The organism is Aphanothece sacrum FPU1 (assembly GCF_003864295.1).
In the GTDB taxonomy this organism is placed as follows: Bacteria; Cyanobacteriota; Cyanobacteriia; order Cyanobacteriales; family Microcystaceae; genus Aphanothece_B; species Aphanothece_B sacrum.
Genome location: NZ_BDQK01000005.1, coordinates 66232 through 87203, shown reverse-complemented (window position 1 = coordinate 87203; position 20972 = coordinate 66232). Strand labels below are relative to the sequence as shown.

General features: G+C 35.1%; 22 protein-coding genes. 9 read left to right on the top strand and 13 right to left on the bottom strand.

The window, feature by feature from the left end; all coding sequences use genetic code 11:
- Positions 1–208 precede the first annotated feature (208 nt).
- Positions 209–568: a spondin domain-containing protein gene (locus AsFPU1_RS06315; RefSeq protein ID WP_124973986.1), complete on the top strand. Its 360-nt coding sequence runs from the start codon at positions 209–211 to the stop codon at positions 566–568.
- Positions 569–707: 139 nt separating this feature from the next.
- Positions 708–1853: an ISH3 family transposase gene (locus AsFPU1_RS06310; RefSeq protein WP_227873478.1), complete on the top strand. Its 1146-nt coding sequence runs from the start codon at positions 708–710 to the stop codon at positions 1851–1853.
- A gap of 469 nt (positions 1854–2322) precedes the next feature.
- Here AsFPU1_RS06310 and AsFPU1_RS06305 read toward each other — a convergent pair whose 3' ends face one another.
- Positions 2323–2931, bottom strand: coding sequence for a hypothetical protein (locus tag AsFPU1_RS06305; protein WP_124973984.1), 609 nt, complete (start codon positions 2929–2931; stop codon positions 2323–2325).
- Positions 2932–3046: 115 nt separating this feature from the next.
- Between AsFPU1_RS06305 and AsFPU1_RS06300 the strand changes: the two genes are divergently transcribed.
- On the top strand, positions 3047–3295 hold the full coding sequence (locus AsFPU1_RS06300; protein ID WP_124973982.1) for a helix-turn-helix domain-containing protein: 249 nt from the start codon (positions 3047–3049) through the stop codon (positions 3293–3295).
- On the opposite strand, the gene AsFPU1_RS06295 is transcribed toward AsFPU1_RS06300, so the two are convergent.
- Both AsFPU1_RS06295 and AsFPU1_RS06290 read right to left on the bottom strand, forming a co-directional pair.
- Positions 3282–5816 carry an ATP-binding protein gene (locus tag AsFPU1_RS06295; RefSeq protein ID WP_124973980.1) on the bottom strand — a complete coding sequence of 845 codons (2535 nt, stop codon included), beginning with the start codon at positions 5814–5816 and terminating at the stop codon, positions 3282–3284. The two genes, AsFPU1_RS06300 and AsFPU1_RS06295, sit on opposite strands and share 14 nt — an antisense overlap.
- A 203-nt stretch (positions 5817–6019) precedes the next feature.
- Positions 6020–6541: a DUF4168 domain-containing protein gene (locus tag AsFPU1_RS06290; protein ID WP_227873477.1), complete on the bottom strand. Its 522-nt coding sequence runs from the start codon at positions 6539–6541 to the stop codon at positions 6020–6022.
- A gap of 46 nt (positions 6542–6587) precedes the next feature.
- On the opposite strand from AsFPU1_RS06290, the gene rsmH reads away from it, so the two are divergent.
- Entirely contained in the window at positions 6588–7457 is an 870-nt protein-coding gene (gene rsmH, locus AsFPU1_RS06285; RefSeq protein WP_124973978.1) for a 16S rRNA (cytosine(1402)-N(4))-methyltransferase RsmH, read from the top strand.
- On the opposite strand, the gene kaiC is transcribed toward rsmH, so the two are convergent.
- The 8 genes from kaiC to AsFPU1_RS22515 form a co-directional block, all read right to left on the bottom strand.
- Positions 7452–9020, bottom strand: a complete 1569-nt coding sequence (gene kaiC, locus AsFPU1_RS06280) for a circadian clock protein KaiC (protein ID WP_124973976.1) — start codon at positions 9018–9020, stop codon at positions 7452–7454. The two genes, rsmH and kaiC, sit on opposite strands and share 6 nt — an antisense overlap.
- Positions 9021–9119: 99 nt before the next feature.
- The gene (gene kaiB, locus AsFPU1_RS06275) at positions 9120–9434 is read right to left on the bottom strand and encodes a circadian clock protein KaiB (protein ID WP_124973974.1); all 315 of its coding nucleotides are present in this window, start codon (positions 9432–9434) and stop codon (positions 9120–9122) included.
- Positions 9435–9502: 68 nt separating this feature from the next.
- Entirely contained in the window at positions 9503–10408 is a 906-nt protein-coding gene (locus AsFPU1_RS06270; RefSeq protein WP_124973971.1) for a circadian clock protein KaiA, read from the bottom strand.
- Between the two features lie 231 nt (positions 10409–10639).
- Positions 10640–11557: an alpha/beta fold hydrolase gene (locus AsFPU1_RS06265; RefSeq protein ID WP_124973969.1), complete on the bottom strand. Its 918-nt coding sequence runs from the start codon at positions 11555–11557 to the stop codon at positions 10640–10642.
- Between the two features lie 29 nt (positions 11558–11586).
- Positions 11587–12255 (bottom strand): phosphoribosylglycinamide formyltransferase, encoded by a 669-nt coding sequence (purN, locus tag AsFPU1_RS06260; protein ID WP_124973967.1) that lies wholly within the window; start codon positions 12253–12255, stop codon positions 11587–11589.
- Between the two features lie 21 nt (positions 12256–12276).
- Positions 12277–13350: an aromatic ring-hydroxylating dioxygenase subunit alpha gene (locus AsFPU1_RS06255; protein ID WP_172957482.1), complete on the bottom strand. Its 1074-nt coding sequence runs from the start codon at positions 13348–13350 to the stop codon at positions 12277–12279.
- A 106-nt stretch (positions 13351–13456) separates the two neighbouring features.
- Positions 13457–13726: a hypothetical protein gene (locus AsFPU1_RS06250; protein ID WP_124973965.1), complete on the bottom strand. Its 270-nt coding sequence runs from the start codon at positions 13724–13726 to the stop codon at positions 13457–13459.
- 56 nt (positions 13727–13782) lie between these two features.
- Positions 13783–14175 carry a hypothetical protein gene (locus AsFPU1_RS22515; RefSeq protein ID WP_172957481.1) on the bottom strand — a complete coding sequence of 131 codons (393 nt, stop codon included), beginning with the start codon at positions 14173–14175 and terminating at the stop codon, positions 13783–13785.
- Positions 14176–14374: 199 nt separating this feature from the next.
- On the opposite strand from AsFPU1_RS22515, the gene scpB reads away from it, so the two are divergent.
- Both scpB and AsFPU1_RS06235 read left to right on the top strand, forming a co-directional pair.
- Positions 14375–14842, top strand: coding sequence for an SMC-Scp complex subunit ScpB (scpB, locus tag AsFPU1_RS06240; protein ID WP_124973963.1), 468 nt, complete (start codon positions 14375–14377; stop codon positions 14840–14842).
- Between the two features lie 83 nt (positions 14843–14925).
- Positions 14926–15285, top strand: a complete 360-nt coding sequence (locus AsFPU1_RS06235) for a DUF760 domain-containing protein (RefSeq protein ID WP_124973961.1) — start codon at positions 14926–14928, stop codon at positions 15283–15285.
- 509 nt (positions 15286–15794) lie between these two features.
- On the opposite strand, the gene AsFPU1_RS06230 is transcribed toward AsFPU1_RS06235, so the two are convergent.
- The gene (locus AsFPU1_RS06230) at positions 15795–17135 is read right to left on the bottom strand and encodes a proton extrusion protein PcxA (RefSeq protein WP_124973959.1); all 1341 of its coding nucleotides are present in this window, start codon (positions 17133–17135) and stop codon (positions 15795–15797) included.
- 104 nt (positions 17136–17239) lie between these two features.
- On the opposite strand from AsFPU1_RS06230, the gene AsFPU1_RS06225 reads away from it, so the two are divergent.
- The 3 genes from AsFPU1_RS06225 (at position 17240) to AsFPU1_RS06215 (ending at position 20329) form a co-directional block, all read left to right on the top strand.
- Complete coding sequence (locus AsFPU1_RS06225; RefSeq protein WP_124973957.1) at positions 17240–19354, top strand: recombinase family protein; 2115 nt, start codon at positions 17240–17242, stop codon at positions 19352–19354.
- A 110-nt stretch (positions 19355–19464) separates the two neighbouring features.
- Positions 19465–19761, top strand: a complete 297-nt coding sequence (locus AsFPU1_RS06220; protein ID WP_124973955.1) for a type II toxin-antitoxin system HigB family toxin — start codon at positions 19465–19467, stop codon at positions 19759–19761.
- Positions 19762–19933: 172 nt separating this feature from the next.
- Positions 19934–20329, top strand: coding sequence for a helix-turn-helix domain-containing protein (locus AsFPU1_RS06215; protein ID WP_124973953.1), 396 nt, complete (start codon positions 19934–19936; stop codon positions 20327–20329).
- Positions 20330–20417: 88 nt separating this feature from the next.
- Here AsFPU1_RS06215 and AsFPU1_RS06210 read toward each other — a convergent pair whose 3' ends face one another.
- The gene (locus AsFPU1_RS06210; RefSeq protein WP_124973951.1) at positions 20418–20792 is read right to left on the bottom strand and encodes a response regulator transcription factor; all 375 of its coding nucleotides are present in this window, start codon (positions 20790–20792) and stop codon (positions 20418–20420) included.
- Between the last annotated feature and the right edge of the window lie 180 nt (positions 20793–20972).

The window sequence follows — 20972 nt, the reverse complement described above, 5'->3', positions numbered from 1 at the left end:
ATATTAGTAGAAATTTGTATACATATCTTTTGTTTCTGTAAAAACAGTATAGTTATGGGCTTAAAATACAAAAAATTGGGATTTATTTAAAACTAAAAATTAACAAAATATATAATAAATTTATTCTTAATTAACTCTCAGATAATTCTCAGATAATTGTGGGTCAATGAATCTCGTTATCAACCGCTTTTCCTAAAAGGATAAAAAAATGAATAAAGTTATTATGGGTAGTTTTTTTGCCCTTAGTTCATTATTTTTTGTGACTTTACCCTCCCAAGCAGCGACTATTAAAGTAACTGTTACCAACCTTACTAATGGTAGTGTTTTTAGTCCTGTAAGTAGCATTTTTCATGATGGTAGCTTTGACAATTTTAACTTAGGTCAAACTGCTTCTCTTGGTATTGAAAGACTCGCTGAAGACGGAAATCGTTCTTTTCTAAATACTAATGCAATTAGTAGTGGTTTTGTCGCAGGAAGTGTCGGAACAGGTCCTATTACTGCAGGAGTGACTATTTCAGGGATTTTCAGTAGATGGAAAAGTTTTTGTCCAATAGCGATCGCTAAATGATAAAGGCTAAAAAATCAGTATCTTAACAGTATTTGCGTACCCAGTCAGGAGCAAAGGATAAGTAAATGTTATGATTAGTCAAAAAAATCAATAATAATGCTAAAATGTAAACGAAAAACTTCAGCAATAAATTTGAAAATTGATTAATGAAAATCGTCAAATTCTCCTCACAGAATCGGAAACATTACAAACAACAATTGATTGTTTGAGCAAACATATTCCTCTCGAAACTCAAGGTGGATTCAGTGCCACAGACTTGTATCAAATATTAGTCAGGGCAGCCAGCAATTGTGACAGCATTGAAAACACATCTAAAATGCTCAAAAATAGTAGTTGTGGTCGAAATATTCGCCATCACTTAGACAAAATAAATGATTTTGAAACTTTAGAATCGCAAGTGAATCTAGCTTTAAAAAGTCAGGTATTACCAAGAATAAAAAAAAGAAAGCTTAAGTTGGCAATTGACCTAAATTTAATTCCTTATTATGGTGAACCATCTGATAACGAAAAACCTTATATTTACCGAAGTCAAGCTAAACAGGGAACTTGCTCGTTTTATGCTTATGCGACCTTATATCTTATTAAAAAAGGAAAAAGATTAACTTTAGCTATCAGAGGGATTCGGAATACAGACACAACTGTCGCCATTATTACCTATTTATTAGTATTAGTTTCTTCTCTAGAGATAGATTTTAAAACTCTTTATTTAGACCGAGGCTTTTTTAGTATTGCTGTTATTCGTTGGCTACAAGCTTTAAAAATTCCTTTCATTATGCCAGCAATTATCAGAGGTAAGACAGGGGGAATTAAGCAATTTATTCAAGGAAATAAAAGTTATCAAACTACTTATACTATGGGGAAAGACCCAAACAATTGTGTAACTTTTGATTTATGGATAGTTTGTAAGTATAAAAAAGGCAAGAGAAACCAGCATGGAATTGAATATTTTGCTTATGTCGTTTATTTACCATCTATTAAACTAGATTATATTCATACTGCCTATCGTCAGAGGTTTGGGATTGAGACTAGCTATAGAATCAAAAATATTTGTCGCATTAAAACTACAAATAAAAAGCCAATTATTCGCTTTTTATTTATCGGAATTTCCTTTCTTCTTGTCAATATTTGGGTTAATTTATTATGGAGAAAAATTTGTTTTCTTAGACGGGGTGGACGCTTAATTTATCGAGAATTATTTACTTTTCAACAAATGTTATCGTTTTTAAAACAAGCTGTTGATAAAATCTATCAAGTTGTTGATACGATTTATTTGCCTTCTGGTTAATAACAATAGTTTTTTTCTTAAACATAAGTTTAATTAATCAATTCTTCGTGGTATTTTGTATCAGACGTTACTAAATACTCTGGTTATTCAAACTTTTCCATCTACTGAACTTATCTGATCCTGAAATATTAGATAAGTTTTTAAATTCTGAAAATACCCTTGCTCAAGAAATAGGGTTCTTCCATATATGTTATGCTAAATTATCATGAATAATAGACCTTAACTCTAAAGAGTTAAGCTAAATAAACAAAGGTTGCCTACGCAACCTATAATTTAGTCCGCGAAGGCGGACTTAGTTCTTGTAGAATAAGGCTTTAGCCTATTATTCAATTTTGACTAATCCCAATGCTTCTAACGATGAAAAAAGTTGGGCAAGAACGACATTAACCTCTTTAGCAACGGGAGTTATTGGTTTTCTTTTTGGTAAACAAGGAAGTAAAGACAATTAGGTTTATATAAAAGAAAATACTTAACTTTCATTGTCAGATTCTACTAATTGAAATAGATAAGCTAAAGACCCATAAAGTCTGGGCAATTTATCAATAGTAAAATTTTCTCTATCTTGGGTAAATGTGTTTTCTAATAATTTGCCAAATTGCCATAAATTACCGTCGGTTACAATTCCATATACAGGTTTTTTAGGATCTTTATTTAACTTTTGAGAAGCGACTAATTCTGCTAAACATTGACCCCAACCTTGTTCAAAATCATTTTTCTTGGCTTCAACAATAATGACAATTGGGTTTTCTAGAACTGTTTTTCCCAGTACAGATTTTTTAGACAAAATATAATCTGGTGTTCCCGATAAAATATGATCATAATTTATACTTTTTTGAATCCAAAATGAATATTTTTGATAATGTTGTTTATAAATTTCTCTCAATAGTGGTGAAATGATAATCTCACTACGGGATGCTTCTGATGTAAAAATGTCAATATTTTCCTTATAAAAATTAAAATCTTGCAAAAACACTTCAGGAGGACTAATCTCTTCAGCTAGAATAAAATTATCTTCTTGATATTTAATTTGATATTTTTGTTGAACATCAGCAATATTTTTGAAGTTACTAAATGCCATAAATATTAAGTCTCCTCAACTAAAATTATCAGCTTTCTCAAATTATAAGGAACAATCCTCAAACTCCATAAGTCCTAAAATTTAACCTCTTTAAATAGACTCAAACAATTAAACCTTGCCATTTACAATTATTGCCCCCACTCCTGGTCTAACCACCCGCGATCGCATTCTAGAACTGATTTTAACTCACCCTGAAGGCATAACAGTTAAAAGATTAAGCGATCGCTTAAATCGTCCAATTTCTATGGTACAACGTTGTTTAAAAGATCTGACCGCTTTAAAAATTGTGCGGGCAAAACTCAGTCAAGATAACAAACAATGGATTTATTCTCCGGCTGTTTCTAACAGTGTTAAGATTGACTAGAAGTTGCAATTTGAATCACTTGCCATAATTGTTGGTCATGTTGTTCATCTTCAGGAATTAAACAAGGAAAAACCGAAAGTTTACTAATTTGATTAGCAGCTTGTGTTGTTTTAATATCTAAGGTAACTAACGGTAACTCAGCTAATTCTAAATACTCAGAAAGCGATCGCAAATAAGTCAAAGGATCATCAAGAAAACGTCCATCAACCACAATAACATCAATATTCCAAACATAAGCTAACATTTGTGCTTGTTCAAGATCATCAGCTTCAAGAATACGATGATTAAATTGAGATAATTGATCCAATAAAGCCAAATTTAAGCGGGGACTAGACTCCGTAGAAAATCCTTTAACCGTCGTAAAATTAGGATAAAGACGTAAAATGGTCAAAGGACGGGTTGTCACGGTAGGGGTGGGCTTTTCACAGCCTAAAAGAGTCTGTAAGGCTGATAAATCGGCAGGAACGGATAAAAACCCATCAGCCCGATTCATTTGACTTAAGGGTTCATTCGGTTGAATGGTACAAACAAACACCTTAATTCTCTGGGTTTGGGGATCAGATTTGAGTAAAGTTAAGACATCCCATCCTGAGAGTAAGGGTAATAAGGGATTGAGAAAAACCGCAAAAGGTTGTAATTGACGGGCTTTTTCCACCGCTTCGGTTCCCGTACGAGCAATTACAACACGATAATGCAATTTAGTCAATTTATCCATTAAATCCTCAATATACTTGGGAATAGCTTCGACAATGAGGATTAAGGGATTGGGATAATGAGAAGGACTTAGGGAGTTTTCCTCACCAGGGGCCGAGGGGGGTAAAAGGACAGTAAACTGACTACCTTGATCCACTTTAGAGGTAAAAGAGATTTCACCCCCGTGGGCCCGGGCCAATCGTTGACTTAAGACTAATCCTAATCCAGTTCCTTCAAACTTGCGGGTTAAAGGATTTTCTAATTGTTGAAACTTTTGGAAAATTAGGTGTTGAGATTCTTCAGGAATACCGATTCCTGTATCCCAGATCGTAAAGGCGATCCAATTTTCCCAGCGATTAACTTGTAAGCCAAATTTTCCGCCACCTTGGGTAAATTTCATGGCATTATCCAACAGATGAACCAACATTTGATGGAGACGTAATTCATCAGCTACAAGTCTATCTAAACCTGGTTCTATTTCTAAAGAAAAAGAGAGGGGATGATCAGTTTTACCTTGATATTTTTCTCGAATAGAATAATAAGCTTGTTCACAAATACTTTTAATACTTAGAGGCACAAAAGTTAAACGAAGTTGTCCTGTTTCCAAGCGAGTTAAATCTAATAAATCATTAACTAAAGTCATCAATTGACGACCACTACGATAAATTAACTCAGCATAATGAACTTGACGGGAATTAAGCGTACCTACTTTTTGTTCTTGTAATAAACTTGATAATCCTACTACTGCTGTTAGAGGAGATTTCAACTCATGACTAATACAGGCGAGAAATTCATCTTTAAGCCGATTGAGTTGCACTAAATCAGCATTTTTTGCTACAAGTTCCTGACATAATTGTTGTTGTTGACTAACATCTGTAGCTAAAATTAGGGCGATGGGTGGAGAAATATATTTACTCTTGAGAAAACATTTAACAAATTGCCAAACTCGTTCATTTTGTGGGATCTGGCCAAGAGATGGGGTAGTCGAGGATATTAAGGGATGAAGACTATGGAATGGGGAATCTCTACCTGATTGATTTTGTCTTTTAGGAATGGATTTGAGCCATTGAGAATAAGAAAGATTAGCCGCCAGAGAAGAGGAGTTATTCCACTCTTGAGGATTACTATAGCCGATAGTTTCAGACAAAGCAAAAGAAGAAGAATTTAAGGAGACTTTTTTTTCTACGGGAAGAGGAAGAGAACAAGCACTGGCATTATCAGGAGGGACAAACTCTCCTATTTGTTCACGCCAAGTCCGATTTTGTATGAAGGTTTCCCCTTGTTGAGTTTGCAGCATCATCGGTAGGGGTAAATCTTCTAATAATTCTCGCAATAAAGGTTCAGAAGTCTCAAAACTAGGCTGTTGAGAGAAGATAATCTCTTGGTTTAATAGGGTCTGTAACATTTCCCAAGTATTAAGCAGTCCCAGAAATTTTCCCGATTCATCAATTAAGCCATAGGGTGGCTGTGGGACTTGAGGCTGATAGTTTTTTTCTTGTAGATAAGGCAAAAAGTCCGTGACAGTCAAGTCAGCCGGAATCAGCACTAAAGGACGAATCAGGGCTTCCCAATGAGAAGACCCTAGGGAGTCAAAAGACTCCATCACCTTCGATGCATTCTTTTTCGTTTTATGAGGACATACCCAGGTGTGCGCTGTCACAGACGAGAGCAAATGATGACTGAAAATGATTCCTAATGGGATATATTCCCCATTGACCACCACGACGATATCATGTTGACCTGATTCAAACAACTCAACAAGCTGGTGCAGACTAAGGGGGAGTTGACCAATGGGGGCGCAAAACAGGAAATGATTAAGGGTAAGCATTGAGCTAACATCGAATGACTTGACTGGCAGAGGATGGGAGTAGTCTCCTTCTATTCTAATATTGCCCCGATTTCTTGTATTTCAGTGCTAATGCTTACAATTAATTACAATTCTCCTGATAGGTTCATAAAGGTTAATTTTTGAGAATATTTAATTGATCTTTATCAAAGTTTAAATTTTTAAGTTTTTTCTTTTTTAAGATTTTATTTGGCTTGGCGTACCTGAATCATGGCATTTTGAATCTGCTTTTTTAAAGTTTCATCTTTTTGGGCTTTTTCCGTCATCTGATTGAATTGACTGGAGGTGAGTCCACTCTCTTGAGCAATTTTTTTAGAATAATTACAAAACTCGACGGCCACTTTTTGCGCGTCTGTCGGTAATTGTTTTAGGGTGTTTGGGCGATCGCACACAATTTCTGGAGGACGATCACCCATAATTTGTTCAATTTTTTGATAAGCGATTTTTCTTTGGGATTCGATTTTTAATACAGTCTTAGCATAATTTTTGATATCTGTTTGCGTGATATCAAGAGTCGGCGGCGAGGGTTGTCCAGGAAAAATACGGACAACATTGCATCCGTTAAGAATACCGATGACTGCTAGTAAACTAGCCATTAGAAAACGAGTCAAAGTTCTGTTCAAGGGTAATAAGGAACAGTGGATGAACACCATGCGTTGAGCCGCCAAATATATAATAATATCGAAATCCCCGCCTGGGTTTCTCATTTTTTTGAATTATTTTAAGCATTATAAGTTCCTTGAAACAATTAATATGAATCAATCCTCCTCTCCTACCCATATTCCTGTATTATGTCAAGAAGTTATAGACGGTTTACAAATTTGTCCTGGGGGACATTATTTAGATGCTACTCTCGGACGTGGGGGTCATAGTCGTTTAATTTTGTCTCAGTTTCGCGATGTCCATGTCACAGGTATTGATCGAGATCAACAAGCGATCGCCGAAGCTAAAGAAAATTTGGCCGAACTTGGTACGGAACGTTTACAGATTTGGCAAGGCAATTTTGCTGACTATCAACCTAAAAATACCAAATTTGAGGGAATTATTGCGGATTTAGGGGTTAGTTCTCCTCAATTAGATGTACCCAAACGAGGCTTTAGTTTTCGTCATGATGGCCCCCTAGATATGCGTATGGATCAATCTCAGTCTCTGACTGCTGCAGAAATTATCAATCATTGGCAAGAAACAGCCTTGGCTGATATATTTTATCGTTATGGAGAGGAAAGACTCTCACGACGCATTGCAAGGCGTATCGTTGAACAAAGGCCTTTTGATACTACCACCCAATTAGCGGAGGCGATAGCGAGAGTTGTCCCTGCTAAATATCGTTATGGTCGAATTCATCCGGCCACTCGTGTTTTCCAAGGTTTACGCATTGCCGTTAATGAGGAATTATCTTCTTTAGAACGTTTTATTGAAAAATCTCCTCAATTATTAATTCCTGGGGGACGCATTGTTATTATTAGTTTTCATAGTCTCGAAGATCGTATTGTTAAATATGGTTTTCGGGACTCTCCTTTACTGACTATTATTACCAAAAAACCCTTGATTTCTCAACCGGAAGAACAAGAAAAAAACCCCCGTTCTCGTTCCGCTAAACTTAGAGTAGCACAAAAATTATAATTTATCCTCCTCACGCTTATCTTTTACACCGCGAACAATACGAGATAATTCACTCTTTTCATCAACAGTAATACGACTGGGGGAACCACTAATAATTCGTTCATAATTACGGAAAGAATCTTGAATAATAGGCCCATGCTGATTAATCATATATTCTCGAATTCCTTTATCATGCCAAGAACCACGCATTTTAAATACATTAATGGCCCGTGACATTTCTCCTCGAATTTCTACATATTGCAACATTAAAATTGTATCGGTAATTGTAGAAATATGGGATTCTGTAATTGAATGGGCCCCCATAAATTTATCAGTTGTATTCGTAAAAAATCCGGTAATTTCTTCTTGTTTAGCGTAACCTGTAACCCCAATCACAAATTGACGAAAAGCATTATTGGTAACTCCTCTAGCTAAAGCAGATAAAGAGTCAATAGCAATACGACTAGGTTTAAACTCAGAAATCTCCGATTTAATAATCTGTAAATGGTCTTCTAAACCAGCAGATTCTGGATAAGTACATAAAAGTTTTAAAAGTCCTTTGCGTTCCATTTCTTCAAAATCAATGCCCCAAGAAAACGCATTACGAGATAATTGAGCCCGAGACTCTTCATAAGCAAATAAAATTGCTCTTTCTCCTTGACGACAACCTTCTTCTAAAAACTTACTCACCAATAAAGTTTTACCCGTTCCTGTAGCTCCAGTTGCCAAAATAATAGAATCTTTAAAAAAGCCGCCTCCACACATTTCATCTAAAGTTTTAACCCCCGAAGAAATTCGCGCATTAGAAGAACGTTGAGTCAAACGCATAGCCCCCAGAGGAAAGATATTAATCCCATCATTGGTAATGGTAAAAGGATATTCTCCTTTCATGTGAGTAGTTCCCCGAAGCTTAAGGATTTCTGCGGTTCTGCGACGACGTTCTCCTTCTAAAACATTGCGCACAATAACAACATTATCGGAGACAAATTCTTCTACTCCAAATCGAGCAACCTGACCATATTCTTCTATTCGCTCAGTGGTCATAATAGAGGTAACTTGTAGAAGTTTTAATCGGGCCACCAGACGAAAAATTTCTCGTCTTACTACTGAAGCAGCATCATATTGTTGAAAAATAGCGGTCACTGAATCAATAGAAACTAACTTAGCTTTATACTTATTAATTGCATATTGAACACGTTCAATTAAAGCAGATAAATCAAAACTTCCGACCACTTCTTGTCCTTCAGGATCGGGAGAAGCATCAAGAATAAAAAATTTCCCCTCATCAATTAGTTCTTGTAAATCCCAACCAAAACTATAAGCATTTTGTACAATATCAGTAGGGGATTCTTCAAAGGTAACAAATAATCCTGGCTGATCAAAATATTTGATTCCCTGATAAAGAAATTGAATGGCCAGTAAAGTTTTCCCTGTTCCTGAGGTTCCACTCACCAAGGTGGTTCTTCCAATGGGTAAACCTCCATGAGTAATTTCATCAAATCCTTCAATCATAGTCCGCATTTTTCGGACTCCTTTAGGAGAAGGTTCTTTATTTTGTGGTCCGTTAGGAATCTTTTGATTCATTGTTATGTTAATTAAAGATACTTTTGAATTTTATTGATGAAAACAGATGGAAAATTAAGATAAAGAAAAATAAACTTAAGGAATTATCTGCTTACAGAATTAGAGTTCATTCTCCCGTTCTCTGATTTCTTCATAGAGAAGATCTAACCCAATTAGAACTTTTTCTCTATCCGAAAGATCCCCAATGATTTTACGGACTGGAGGGGGTAAAATTTTAGCTAAAGTAGGGGTAGCCAATATTTTATCTTCTTCGGCCAGTTGAGGATTTTTAAGAACATCAATCACTTTGAGAGCATAAACTCCCTTAAATTCATCTTCAAGGATAGTTTTCAATGTTTTTAAAGCTCGCACTGAGTTAGGGGTATTCCCTGCCACATAAAGCTTCAAAACATAAGTTTTTTTAAAGTTAATCATTGCTTTAATATCAGGAAAATTTGTGAAGAAAGTAATTCAAGTTAAACCAATTATAAATGATACTTAACTTAATCTATATGATAGAGTAAATCAAATAAAATATCTCCTCTGGGAATGGAACGGCGATACATTTCTCCTAAATGAGCTAAAACATCAATAATAGTTAAACGGTAATCTAACAAAATTTCTTCGCTACGTCCTTCTAATTTAAGTTGTTGAGAAAATTCATCCATTAACTCCATATGAATTTCTAAAACTTGGGAAACGGAAATATCAGAAAAAAAAGCTTGATTCACAAACTGATCAATCTCTTGATTAATATCAGTATTTTGATCAAAGTAATTAAGCAAAATTTCTCGATAGGCAATCTTCAATTCCTTGATAAGTTCTTGTTTCTCTCCTTGAGAAAAATTGCGGTAAAAATATTTAGGATTTCGCTTATAATATACCCCCAAATATCCTAATCTTTCTTTCAATTTTTCCGCTAAACGACGCTGTTGTAACAGCAACAAACTCGGTTGATGTTCCGATGGTGGTTTCTTTTGTGAAGAAACTGGCCGATCACTCAAAGAACAACTCGGCCCTAAGTGAAGAAACTGAGTGATCCCATGATCAATCACTTTCCGAATCTTAGTAAGATTGGTCGCCCGATGATGAACTTCTGCACTATGATACAAAAATTTCGGGCATTCTCCATAAACTAATGGTTTTTCTTCTTGGGACTCTGATTCAAGAATTACCACAGGTAAAAGGGTTCCTTGCTCATACAATTGATTAAACAAGGGTAAAACATCGGGAGTTCGTAGAATGATCAGACAGTCTATAGTTTCACTATTACTATCGACAAAATCAAGTAACTCGGCCGTAGAACTCACCGAATGAAGACTATAGGGTTCGTCGCTCAAAATCTTGGTTAAAGTCTGAGCGATAGAGTGATCATAGATATAAAGACAGATTGATAATCGAGTGTACAACGTTCTAACAGAGATAGTTTCGTCATTAGGGAACCAAACTAACCAATGGATAGGCTAGGATAACTCCCTTCTAAGAAGTTAACATAAATATTTATCAAAAATTAATTATTAGGGTAATTTTCTCATCCTTGATCTCTCCTTGGCCTATGCTAACTCTTTTAGGGGACAAGTCGGTTGGGTTGAGATGAGAAAACTCAACACCTCGATCACCCTTTCAGATTTTGTTAGATTTTACTCAAGTCCATGAATCACAAATTCATAATAATCTTGATGAATTTCTTCGAGAGCTTTTTTTAATTCTTCTGCGTGTACCCAACCCACTAATCCGGAATAGAGACATTCTTCTCGATGATTTGCCAAAAAAAGATAAAGGACATTCATGGGAGTTTGCCATAGTCTAATACTGACTCTATTTTCAAATAACATATAAATTTTAGCTTTCTCAAAATCTCTCTGATGAGCATCTGTCATTCCTGGAATTAAATGCAACCGATTAATTAATTTGGTGGTAAAATTTTCTTGAAGTTCGACCGGTGTTGGAGATTTTTGCCAAAAGCTTTGAATCACTTCTACTAATTGGGGATCATTTTTTAGTTGAACATGAGACAATCGGTCTAAGCAAATACAATGACCCCAAGAAAATTTAGTGCTTTCTACGGGAATGGTTCCATCACTTCCATAATTAATATTTCCAGCAATGCTTAAAGTAGGAATTACTTTAGCAATTTTTTCCGCCATCCATCGGCGATTTTTGCCTAAATCTTTAGCAATTCCCAGTCCAATTTGTAGGGGATCAATCATTCTCGCTAAATCTGAACCGCCTACAGGTGAAGCAATAAGAACTAAAGATTCAACTTTTGACCACCATTCAGGATGTTGATTTAGCACTTCTAGCCAAATTAATCCCCCCATAGAATGACCAATAATTCTCCAAGGTGTATCGGGATATTTTAAGAGAATTTCTTGATTGTTTTGTTCGACAATTTCGATAAGATCTTTAATTCTTAACCAAGTTTTTAACCATCCTAAATTAGGACAAATAACCTCGGCTTTAGGAGAGGCTAAAGCAACAGCTAATTGGCTAATTCCTTCATTAGTATCTGCCCATCCATGTTGAGCAAAAAGAATATAATCAGGAGATTCGTTCATTGTATCTGGGGTTTCTAACAATTGTCTGGTTAATTTACAAGGTTAATAGAATTAAAGGCATTTTTAGCTGCTAAAGCAATGGCTTGAGGAAAAATTTTATGTTCTTGTACTTGAATTCTAGCGTGCAATGTTTCAGGAGTATCATCAGCTAAAATAGGGACAGCAGCTTGCATTAAAATTGGCCCACTATCCACTTCTAAACTAGCAAGATGAACTGTACATCCGGTAATTTTTACCCCTGCTTTTAAAGCTTGTTCTACGGCGTTAATTCCTTTAAAACTAGGTAATAAACTCGGATGAATATTAATCACTCGGTTAGGAAATGCCTCTAATAAAATGGGTGTAATCACTCGCATCCAACCAGCCATAATAACCCATTCTACTTGATGCTCCTGAAAAACCTCGACAATTTTTTTGTCTAAGTCTTCTCGTTGCTTAAACTCTCGATGGTTCAGGAGAATCGTAGGAATTTTCAACCTTTGCGCTCTTTCTTTAACCTTGGCTTTAGGATTATTATAGATCAAAATCGGAATTTCTGCATTAAGTTCTTCCTTTTCTATCGCTTTTACAATGACTTCAAAATTACTGCCGCTTCCCGATGCTAATACACCTAATTTTAAAGGATTTTCTAATTTGAGTTTCTCTGGAGATAATTGGGGTGAGATAAAATTAGGAATACAATTATCAGAAAAAACCATAGCTGTTACGTTATAATTGGCTTACTTTAGTTTATCTAATTTTTCTGATAATTGTTGTTTAATCAACTTTTGTACTTGGCTAATAGTAGGATTTACTTCATAGGTTCTACGTTGAGAATTTCCTAAATAAGACTCTTGTTCTTGTTCAATCATTTTGATATCTTGTCTGACTAAACCATCTAACATTTTTTGGGCAGTTCCAAATAAACTATTTTTGATAAACTGGCGGAACCATTTCGGTAATTTATGTAGTCGCCAAAAAGAGTTTAATGAGGTAAAATGAATCAAATAAGCTTTAGTATAAGTTTCATTTACTGGACACAATAAACAATAAATTTTAAAATCATTCCCTAAACTTGAAATCCAATGAGGATATAAATAAATGACTTCTAATGGTTCAGAATGTAATCGCCGTAAACTGGGAAAAAATAACTGAAAAATTGACCATATTTTATCAATTTTATAATAACTTTGGGCTTCATATAAGGCTTTTATTTCATGTTCATTTACTGATACTTTTTTTAATTGAGCATCAGTCCAAGCTTGATAATTCTCATGTAAATGTCCATGATACATATCCATTAAATTCTCAATTAAAAAAGAAAAATGTCCTCGACACTCAATCTGAGAAACAGTTGCAATATAATTAAGATGTTCCCATTCCATAACTCCCATTGGTTTAATTTTATTGCGTTCTAGCTCATTTTTATCCCCTGGAAATAACCAAATAAATCCATCTAATTCTTGGACGGGATAAGCATAAATTTGACAATTAGGTATTTTTTGTTTTTCGGTTAAATAAGGAATAAAAGTACAATGTCCTTCCTCATTAAATTGCCAACCGTGATAAGCACATTCTAAGGAATTTTTGACAACTTTTCCCTCACTTAATTTTACTTGACGATGAGGACAACGATTTTCTAAACCATGAACTTTTCCTATTTCATCCCGATAGAGTACAATAGGATCATGCCATAGAAGAACTTCTAAAGGTTGAGCCGTAACTTCTATATTACGGGCCACCACATACCAATGATTAAGATTAATTCCACAAGTCCGAATATCCACAGTAGATGAATGAGAAAATTGATCCATCAATTTTACTCCGATAGCTCAAACAGTGATCGCTTTTGTATAATATTGATTATTGATACTTGAAGCGGCTAAGTTAAGAGTGGCATGGTAGCCACGCAACTGGCGGTTATGTTTGATCCTCTTTTTCTTCTGGGGAAAACCTTTCAAGGATTGTCGCGAGACGATCTTCTATGGTTTCAATGTGACGAATATAGTCGGACTGAACTTCATAAAAGTCTCTTTGCGCTGCTGCTAAACGAGACATCCAATCAAAAATATGGTGACGATCCCGCGCCCATTCTTTTCGATCTTGTGCTACTGCATCACTTAGGGCTTGAATCGATTTAGCATTCGATTCAACAATCTTTTCAATTCTAGCTAATCTATCTTCATTCATCGGTTAAACTCCTATTAGATACTGTTTCGAGATGTCCCCTAGTTGGCCGCTAATGGTTAAGGTTTAAAGGTTCCCCCTCGAATAACCCAAGTGATTGAACCACTAATGAGGGCTGTTATCGCAATGATGACGATTTGTCTCCAGTTCTTTAATTCCCCTACTTTTTCGGCTAAATCAGGTATTTTCTGAATTAATGGCTGTTGTGCCTGTAAAGTGGCTTTAATTGTTGTGATTTCTTCTGATTGCTTGTCTATTTTCTGGATAACTTCTTTTTGGAGGGTGTCTAGTTTCGCCTCAAACTTCTCATCCATCCTGTCTAGTTTCTCCTTAAACTTCTCATCCATCCTGTCTAGTTTCGCCTCAAACTTCTCATCCATCCTGTCTAGCTTGTCCTCGATGCGTTTAAGGACTTCTGCTATGGAATACGTGACGGTAGTAGGTTCGCTCATGGGTTAAACTCCTATTAGATACTGTTTTGAGATGTCCCCTAGAGACAACTAGGGGACTCACTTTATTTTATGACCCCTAAACATGAGCTAAGGGTTTATTTTAAAATTGCGATCGCTTAAGAGTCGAAATATTTCTGATCAGCATCTTGATATTGCTGAGATCACAAACTCTTTTTTCTGAAGTATAATTAAAATAACGATGAAATTAGTCACTAAAATCGAAGCTATTCTCTATCTTAAAGGGCAACCCTTATCTTTAAATGAAATTGCCCAATGGGCTGAGTGCGAACTAGAAACGGCTCAAGAAGCCATTATAGAACTAATGTCCGACTATGCCTATCGAGATAGTGCTTTAGAAGTGGTAGAAACCGAAAACGGTTATAGTTTACAGCTACGTTCCACCTTTGACTCTCTGATGGATAATTTAATTCCAGCAGAGTTAAAAACAGCCACTTTAAGGACTTTAGCCGCGATCGCCCTAAAAAATCCTATACTACAAACAGATTTAATCGAAATGCGCGGTAGTAGTGCTTATCAGCACGTTCAGGAATTAGTAGAACTAGGTTTTATTCGTAAACGACGACAAGGACGTTCCTATTGGTTAGAAATCACAGAAAAATTCCATCAGTATTTCGAGATCGATCAACTATCTGAACTAACTCCCTAATTTTTCCCGATTTTCCCCAGTAGCGGTTATAGTGGGAAGTATGTAACAGTGGAAGATAAGTCAACCCCATTTTTGGAGTTCTAATGGCATTCAATTTTGACTTTTTCGCTTCTGAACCAGAAGAACAAGACACAAATGCACTGATCCAGTATTTACAACAACAACACCCTGACACTTTAGCGCGTATTGCTCAATCAGCTAGTCCAGAAGTCCAGCAGATCATTACCCAAAATGTACAAGGGTTAGTGGGGATGTTGCCTTCAGAAGAGTTCAATATTTCAATTACCACAGATAGGGAAAATTTAGCCAATCTTTTGGCCTCAGCGATGATGACAGGTTATTTTCTCGGTAAGATGGAACAACGAAAAAACCTAGAAGTTCACTTATCTAATACTGAGTCATTAAGTGCTAATCCCTCCCCTCAGCGTCAGAAAAAAGACTAAAGATGAGGCAAAATTTATAGGGGACAAGGAGAGTTATTATCCCTAACATCAATCCGTTAGTTAATAATTCCTTATCCCTGGTTTTCTCTGTCTAAAATTTAGCCACCTTTAGCAAAACTTCCCATCACTAACGCTGATAAAAGAATTCCTGGGAATAATAAAACCACTAATAAGAGGAGTTGATCAACTGTCATAATTGTCTCGGTGAAAATTAATCCATTACTCTGTTAATCTAACGCATTTTTTCCAATATTTACCCAGATTAATTAACTCTTAATATTACTCTAATAAATAAAGAAGTAGGCACAATTTATGAATGGCCCCTATAAAAATTGATTCTACCGGACAAACTATGCTAAGTTAATAATGAATAAAAGGCTAAAGCCTTATCCTATACAAACTAAATCCGACGAGCGCGGACTAAATTTTAGGTTGCGTAGGCAACCTTTGTTTGTATAGCTTAAATCTGAGCGAGTTAAGGTCTCTTATTTGTTGATATAATTCCTATTCTACTCATTCATATTCTTATAAGTAGCGACTGCGGAAGGAGAAATGCGATTAAGATAACGGAAAATCCAATATTTTAAAACCGTATCCAAAATAACAGGAAATGTGGCAATAAATAAGAAATTAAACGATTGATTTTCGGGTAATCCAAAGTGATGAGAAACCCCTTCTAATATCACTTCCCAACCGTGAGGAGAGTGGAATCCTACAAACATATCAGTAAACAAAATAATTAAAAAAGCTTTCGCGGGATCACTCAAACCATAGAGAATTTCATCGAGAAAAGATTTAACTACCTCAATTTCTTTTTTTGAAGTAGCAATGACAACCCCAAATGCAATTACAGAAAAAAGATCAGCAAAAATATTAGAAATTGAATCAATTCCATTAGCACGAGATTCTTCCTTAATTTCCTCAGCTTTTTCTTTGATCGCTGTTTCTAATTCCTCGGTATTAAGCTTAGGAATTAATCCAACCATTCCTTTAAAACGAAGGGATTCTTCATAGTGTTGTAATTCTTGAAATGCTTCTTCTTCTAAGTCACGGTTAATAAAAACTACTTGTTCATGTTGGTTTAAATATTGCTGAACAATTGGTCTTAAGATAAAAGTTTTAGTCAGTTGATGAGTTAATAAAGGAACAATGATTAACAGTAAAATAAATTTAATAGACAGAGAAGTTTTATAACGAGAATAACGGTATTTATTTAAAACTTGTTCCTCATTTTCTCCTGATTGCGGATCAATTTCTTGTTTAATTTTATTAATCGTATTAATAAAAGATCGAGGCAATACACCAGATTTTTGTGTAGCTGATTCTAGTCCTAATTTTTGATTATTAGCGTTATTTTGTGACTGATAATTATGACTTTTATTGAGGTCTATAGATTGAGAAGATAAAGCTTTTTGTCCAGATTCCATCGGCAAATATTGTCCGGTACTTTCCCTAATTTCAGGAAGATTATACTTAACTCTTACCTCATCAATAAATTTAAGCTTATCAAAAATAAGTCCCGCTTCCGTTATTTGTTCTTGTAACTCTCGTTGACTGACCTTATTATCAGGGGAATCTTGAAAATTAGAGATATTAAGGAAATATTGACTGGTTTTAAACACAGTCAGTCCCATATTAATTTTTTGTAAATAACCTTGAACTTCTGTTATAAAATAAGTAATAACACTGTCACCATAGTCAGCATTATTAGAAGAAACCTTCTTACCCTTAAAATGTTTATCTTCGATCTCTTGAATCTTTAAAGCAGCTTTATAAGCTCGATCCAGAGACCTTTTAGGGGTCGCACTAACCCAATTTGAAGCACTTTTAACAAAAGAATTGAATTTCATGAGAATTGGAACTTACCTGCACAAAAATAACAACAATAACACAAGAATAACCGTCTAAAATCGATGGCATTTGGTATATTAACAAATTAATGAGAGGAATATCTGTGGAATTAACTACCCTTTGGATAGAAGGAATAACTCGTAGCGGTAAAACTCATCGTTTGATACAAGAATTTACTTATTGGGTTGAGTTAAAACGTCAAGGGAAAAAAAGTAACTCTCCTATTAATTCTATAACCCAAGAATTAGCCTCATCTGTGTTAATTTTAGCTGCTAATGATGATAATCGTCGAGAACTAGCGGATCAACTTTCCTTATCAGTTCAAAGAAGCTATCCAGTTATCTGTAAAACACCGTTAGGATTTATTAGAGATGAAGTTATCTTATTTTGGCCGCTTTTGTTTGAGAAACTTAATCTAAAAGCTCAATTTCCCTTGCTGTTGCGTCCAGAAACTGAACAAGAATTAGCCACTAAATTATGGCGACCTCAACTCGATCAAGATTATTTTAAACTAACAAGAAGCACTGAGTATCGATTTGTCCGTCAAACTTTAGATTTGCTATTGTTGGCCGGGGCCAGTGGTACTCCAATTGAAGATATTCCCTATATTCTAGACCACCACTCCTCTCAAAATGAGACAATTTTAGATCCCACTCATGAACAACCTAATTTGTCTCAACTGAGGGGACAATTAATTATAGAATGGCAAGAATGGTGTTTAAACAGAGGATTGTTGACATATGGACTAATTTACAGTCTTTATTGGCGATATTTACTCCCAAATACTCAATATCAACACCATTTAACCCATCGTTATCAGGCAATTTTTGCGGATGATGTAGATGATTATCCAGCAATTACCAAAGATTTAATTGATATTTTGCTGAATAACGGTGTAATTGGGCGATTTACTTATAATCCTCACGGTCAAATTCGCTTAGGGTTAAACGCTGATCCTCAATATTTATCTCAATTAGCCTCTCGTTGTCAAGTAGAATTGTTACCAGATCCCTTTAATTTAAGCAGTCAATATGGAGATCTCATAGTTCAATTAGCAACCGATCCCCTTAATATTACCCCATTACCTGACCAGATTACCTCAATTCAAACGATATCTCGCGCTCAATTATTACGTCAAACCGCAGAATTTATTATTAATGCAATTAAGCAAAATAAAATAAAGCCCCAAGATATTGTTATTATTGCTCCAGGTTTAGATGATATTGCTCGTTATACTCTTAGTGAAATTTTAACATCTGCTGGAATTTCTCTTAAACCTTTAAATGAACAAAGACCTCTGATTAGTTTTAGTTTGGTTCGTGCTTTATTATCCTTATTAGGATTAATTTATCCAGGGTTAGGACGATTAATTTTAGGAGATGATATCGCCCAAATGTTGACAATTTTGAGTCAACAACCTGATACAGAAAATAATAAATTAGTTGCCATGATTGATCCAGTTAGGGCCGGATTAATTGCTGATTATTGTTATCATATTGACCAAGAATTGCCTAAATTATTACCCGTTGAATCCTTCCCACGTTGGGATAGACTCGGATATAGAGCAACCCAATCTTATCACAATATTTGTCATTGGATTGATGAGATTAAATTATTACAAAAACAAGATCCTTTTTTAACTCCTATAATAGTTTTAGATCGAGCAATTAAACACTTTTTTGGAACAGGAAAATATTTAGCTTATGAAGAATTAGCCGCTTTAAGAGAATTGATAGAAACTACCCAACATTATTGGGAAATAGATGGGCGTTTACGACAACATAATCCTACCCCACCACCGTCTAAAGAAACCTTAATTCAGTTTATTCAATTATTACGTCGGGGAACCATTACAGCAAATCCTCGACCCATTCGTAACATTGGCAAAAAAGATGAATCTGTTACCTTAGCTACGATTTTTCAATATCGTTCTTTAAGACATTCTCATCCTTGGCAAATTTGGTTAGATGCTTCTTCAGTATTATGGGAAAAAGGTGGGGCTTCAGTGTTATTTTGTGCGCCTTTATTCCTCCGAAAATGGTCAAGACATACACTAAGTCATGAAGATGAATTTGAGGCGGATAAAGCGCGTTTAGAACGTATTCTGAGGGATTTATTAGGGCGAGTCACTGATAAAATTATTTTATGTCACAGCGATTTGAATATTAAGGGAACGGAACAAATGGGGCCATTATTAACATTAATTAATGGTTCTTAAGAGATGGAATGGGAAAAAGAATTGAGGCCTTGACAATGAAAGATTTAAACACTATCATTAGAAAAGTTCTCAAAAAGAGATCAGTACCTTGAAAATTAGGAGAATTTTTAATGCGGGTAATCAACGCTAAGTTGCTTGCTGAGTTTATCTTAATCTATCCAGAGGCAAGAATACCACTGGATACTTGGTTAGAAGTTGCTAAACAAGCAAACTGGAGACATTTGTTTGATATTAAGACAAATTGGCATCGTGGAACAGATGACGTGGATGGAAAAACAGTATTTAACATAGGAGGTAATAAATATCGATTAATTACTACAATTAATTACCAACGGGGTATTATAAAAATTTATTATGTCCTAACCCATGAAGAATATGATCAAGAAAACTGGAAAAATAAAAACTAATTAATAACTAAATTTAAGAATATATATATTTTCTTCCTTTTATTACTATAAAAATATTATCGACTCAATTATTTATGCTTATAGTTAACTCTTCCTAAACTAACCATACTCTTCTTCACAGAAGAGTATTATACGGCTCAATACACATGGTACAAGTAGAGGACATTTCACTATGATAACTCAAGATTACACTCATCTTCTAACCCAAGTACAACCAAAACCAATTCATACAGAACAAGAAAAGAAAAAAATGTTAGAACAAGTAGATCGACTCATGGCTATTGATGAGAATGAGTTAACATCAGAAGAAGGCGATCTGCTTGAATTATTAGCGATTTTAATTGAAGATTATGAAAGTAAAACTGTTAAAATGCCACAAAAAGCTTCTCCTAATGACATTTTAATTGAACTCATGGGAAACCACGATCTTAAACAAAAAGATCTGCTAGACATTTTTGGATCGAAAGGCATTATTTCTGAGGTAGTCAATCACAAAAGAACCATCAGTAAAAGTCAAGCAAAAGCATTAGGAGAGAGATTTAATGTATCTCCTGCGCTTTTTATTTGATATTAATTTTCCTGAGTTATGAGTAACAACAATAAATCGGAAACCTCAACCACATCAATTACAGTATTTTCCGATTTAAGAATTAAAATTATTTCTGAGAATTTCTCAATAACTGCTTAACAGTACCAATTAATTCATTCTCAGGAAACGGTTTAACAATATAAGCATCCGCCCCTTGTTTTAAAGCCCAATAATGATCAGCTTGAGTGTCTTTTGTTGAACAAATAATGACCGGAATATGTTGTGTTGCTGGTTCTTGTTTTAGACTACGACATACTTGAAAACCATTTTTTTCAGGCATTACTACATCTAAAATAATCAAATCAGGAGAAATTTGCCCTGCCTGTTCTAATGCTTCAATCCCATTAACAGCAGTCTTGACAGAAAAGCCATTTTCTATTAATAAACCAGAAATTAGTTCACGCAGGGCGGGACTATCATCAGCCACAAGAATGGTACGCATGGGAAATAAGGAATGAATTTAGTAATTATGTATATTTAATTTTAGTACGAATCAGACTGCTTTTGGGCAGGTGGCGTCCTATTTATAGAATACCCACCCATTACCTTTATCTATCATTATGTCACTAAACTGTCTCAAAAGCTTGATAACCCTAGAACATCAGTAGATGGCACTCGAAAA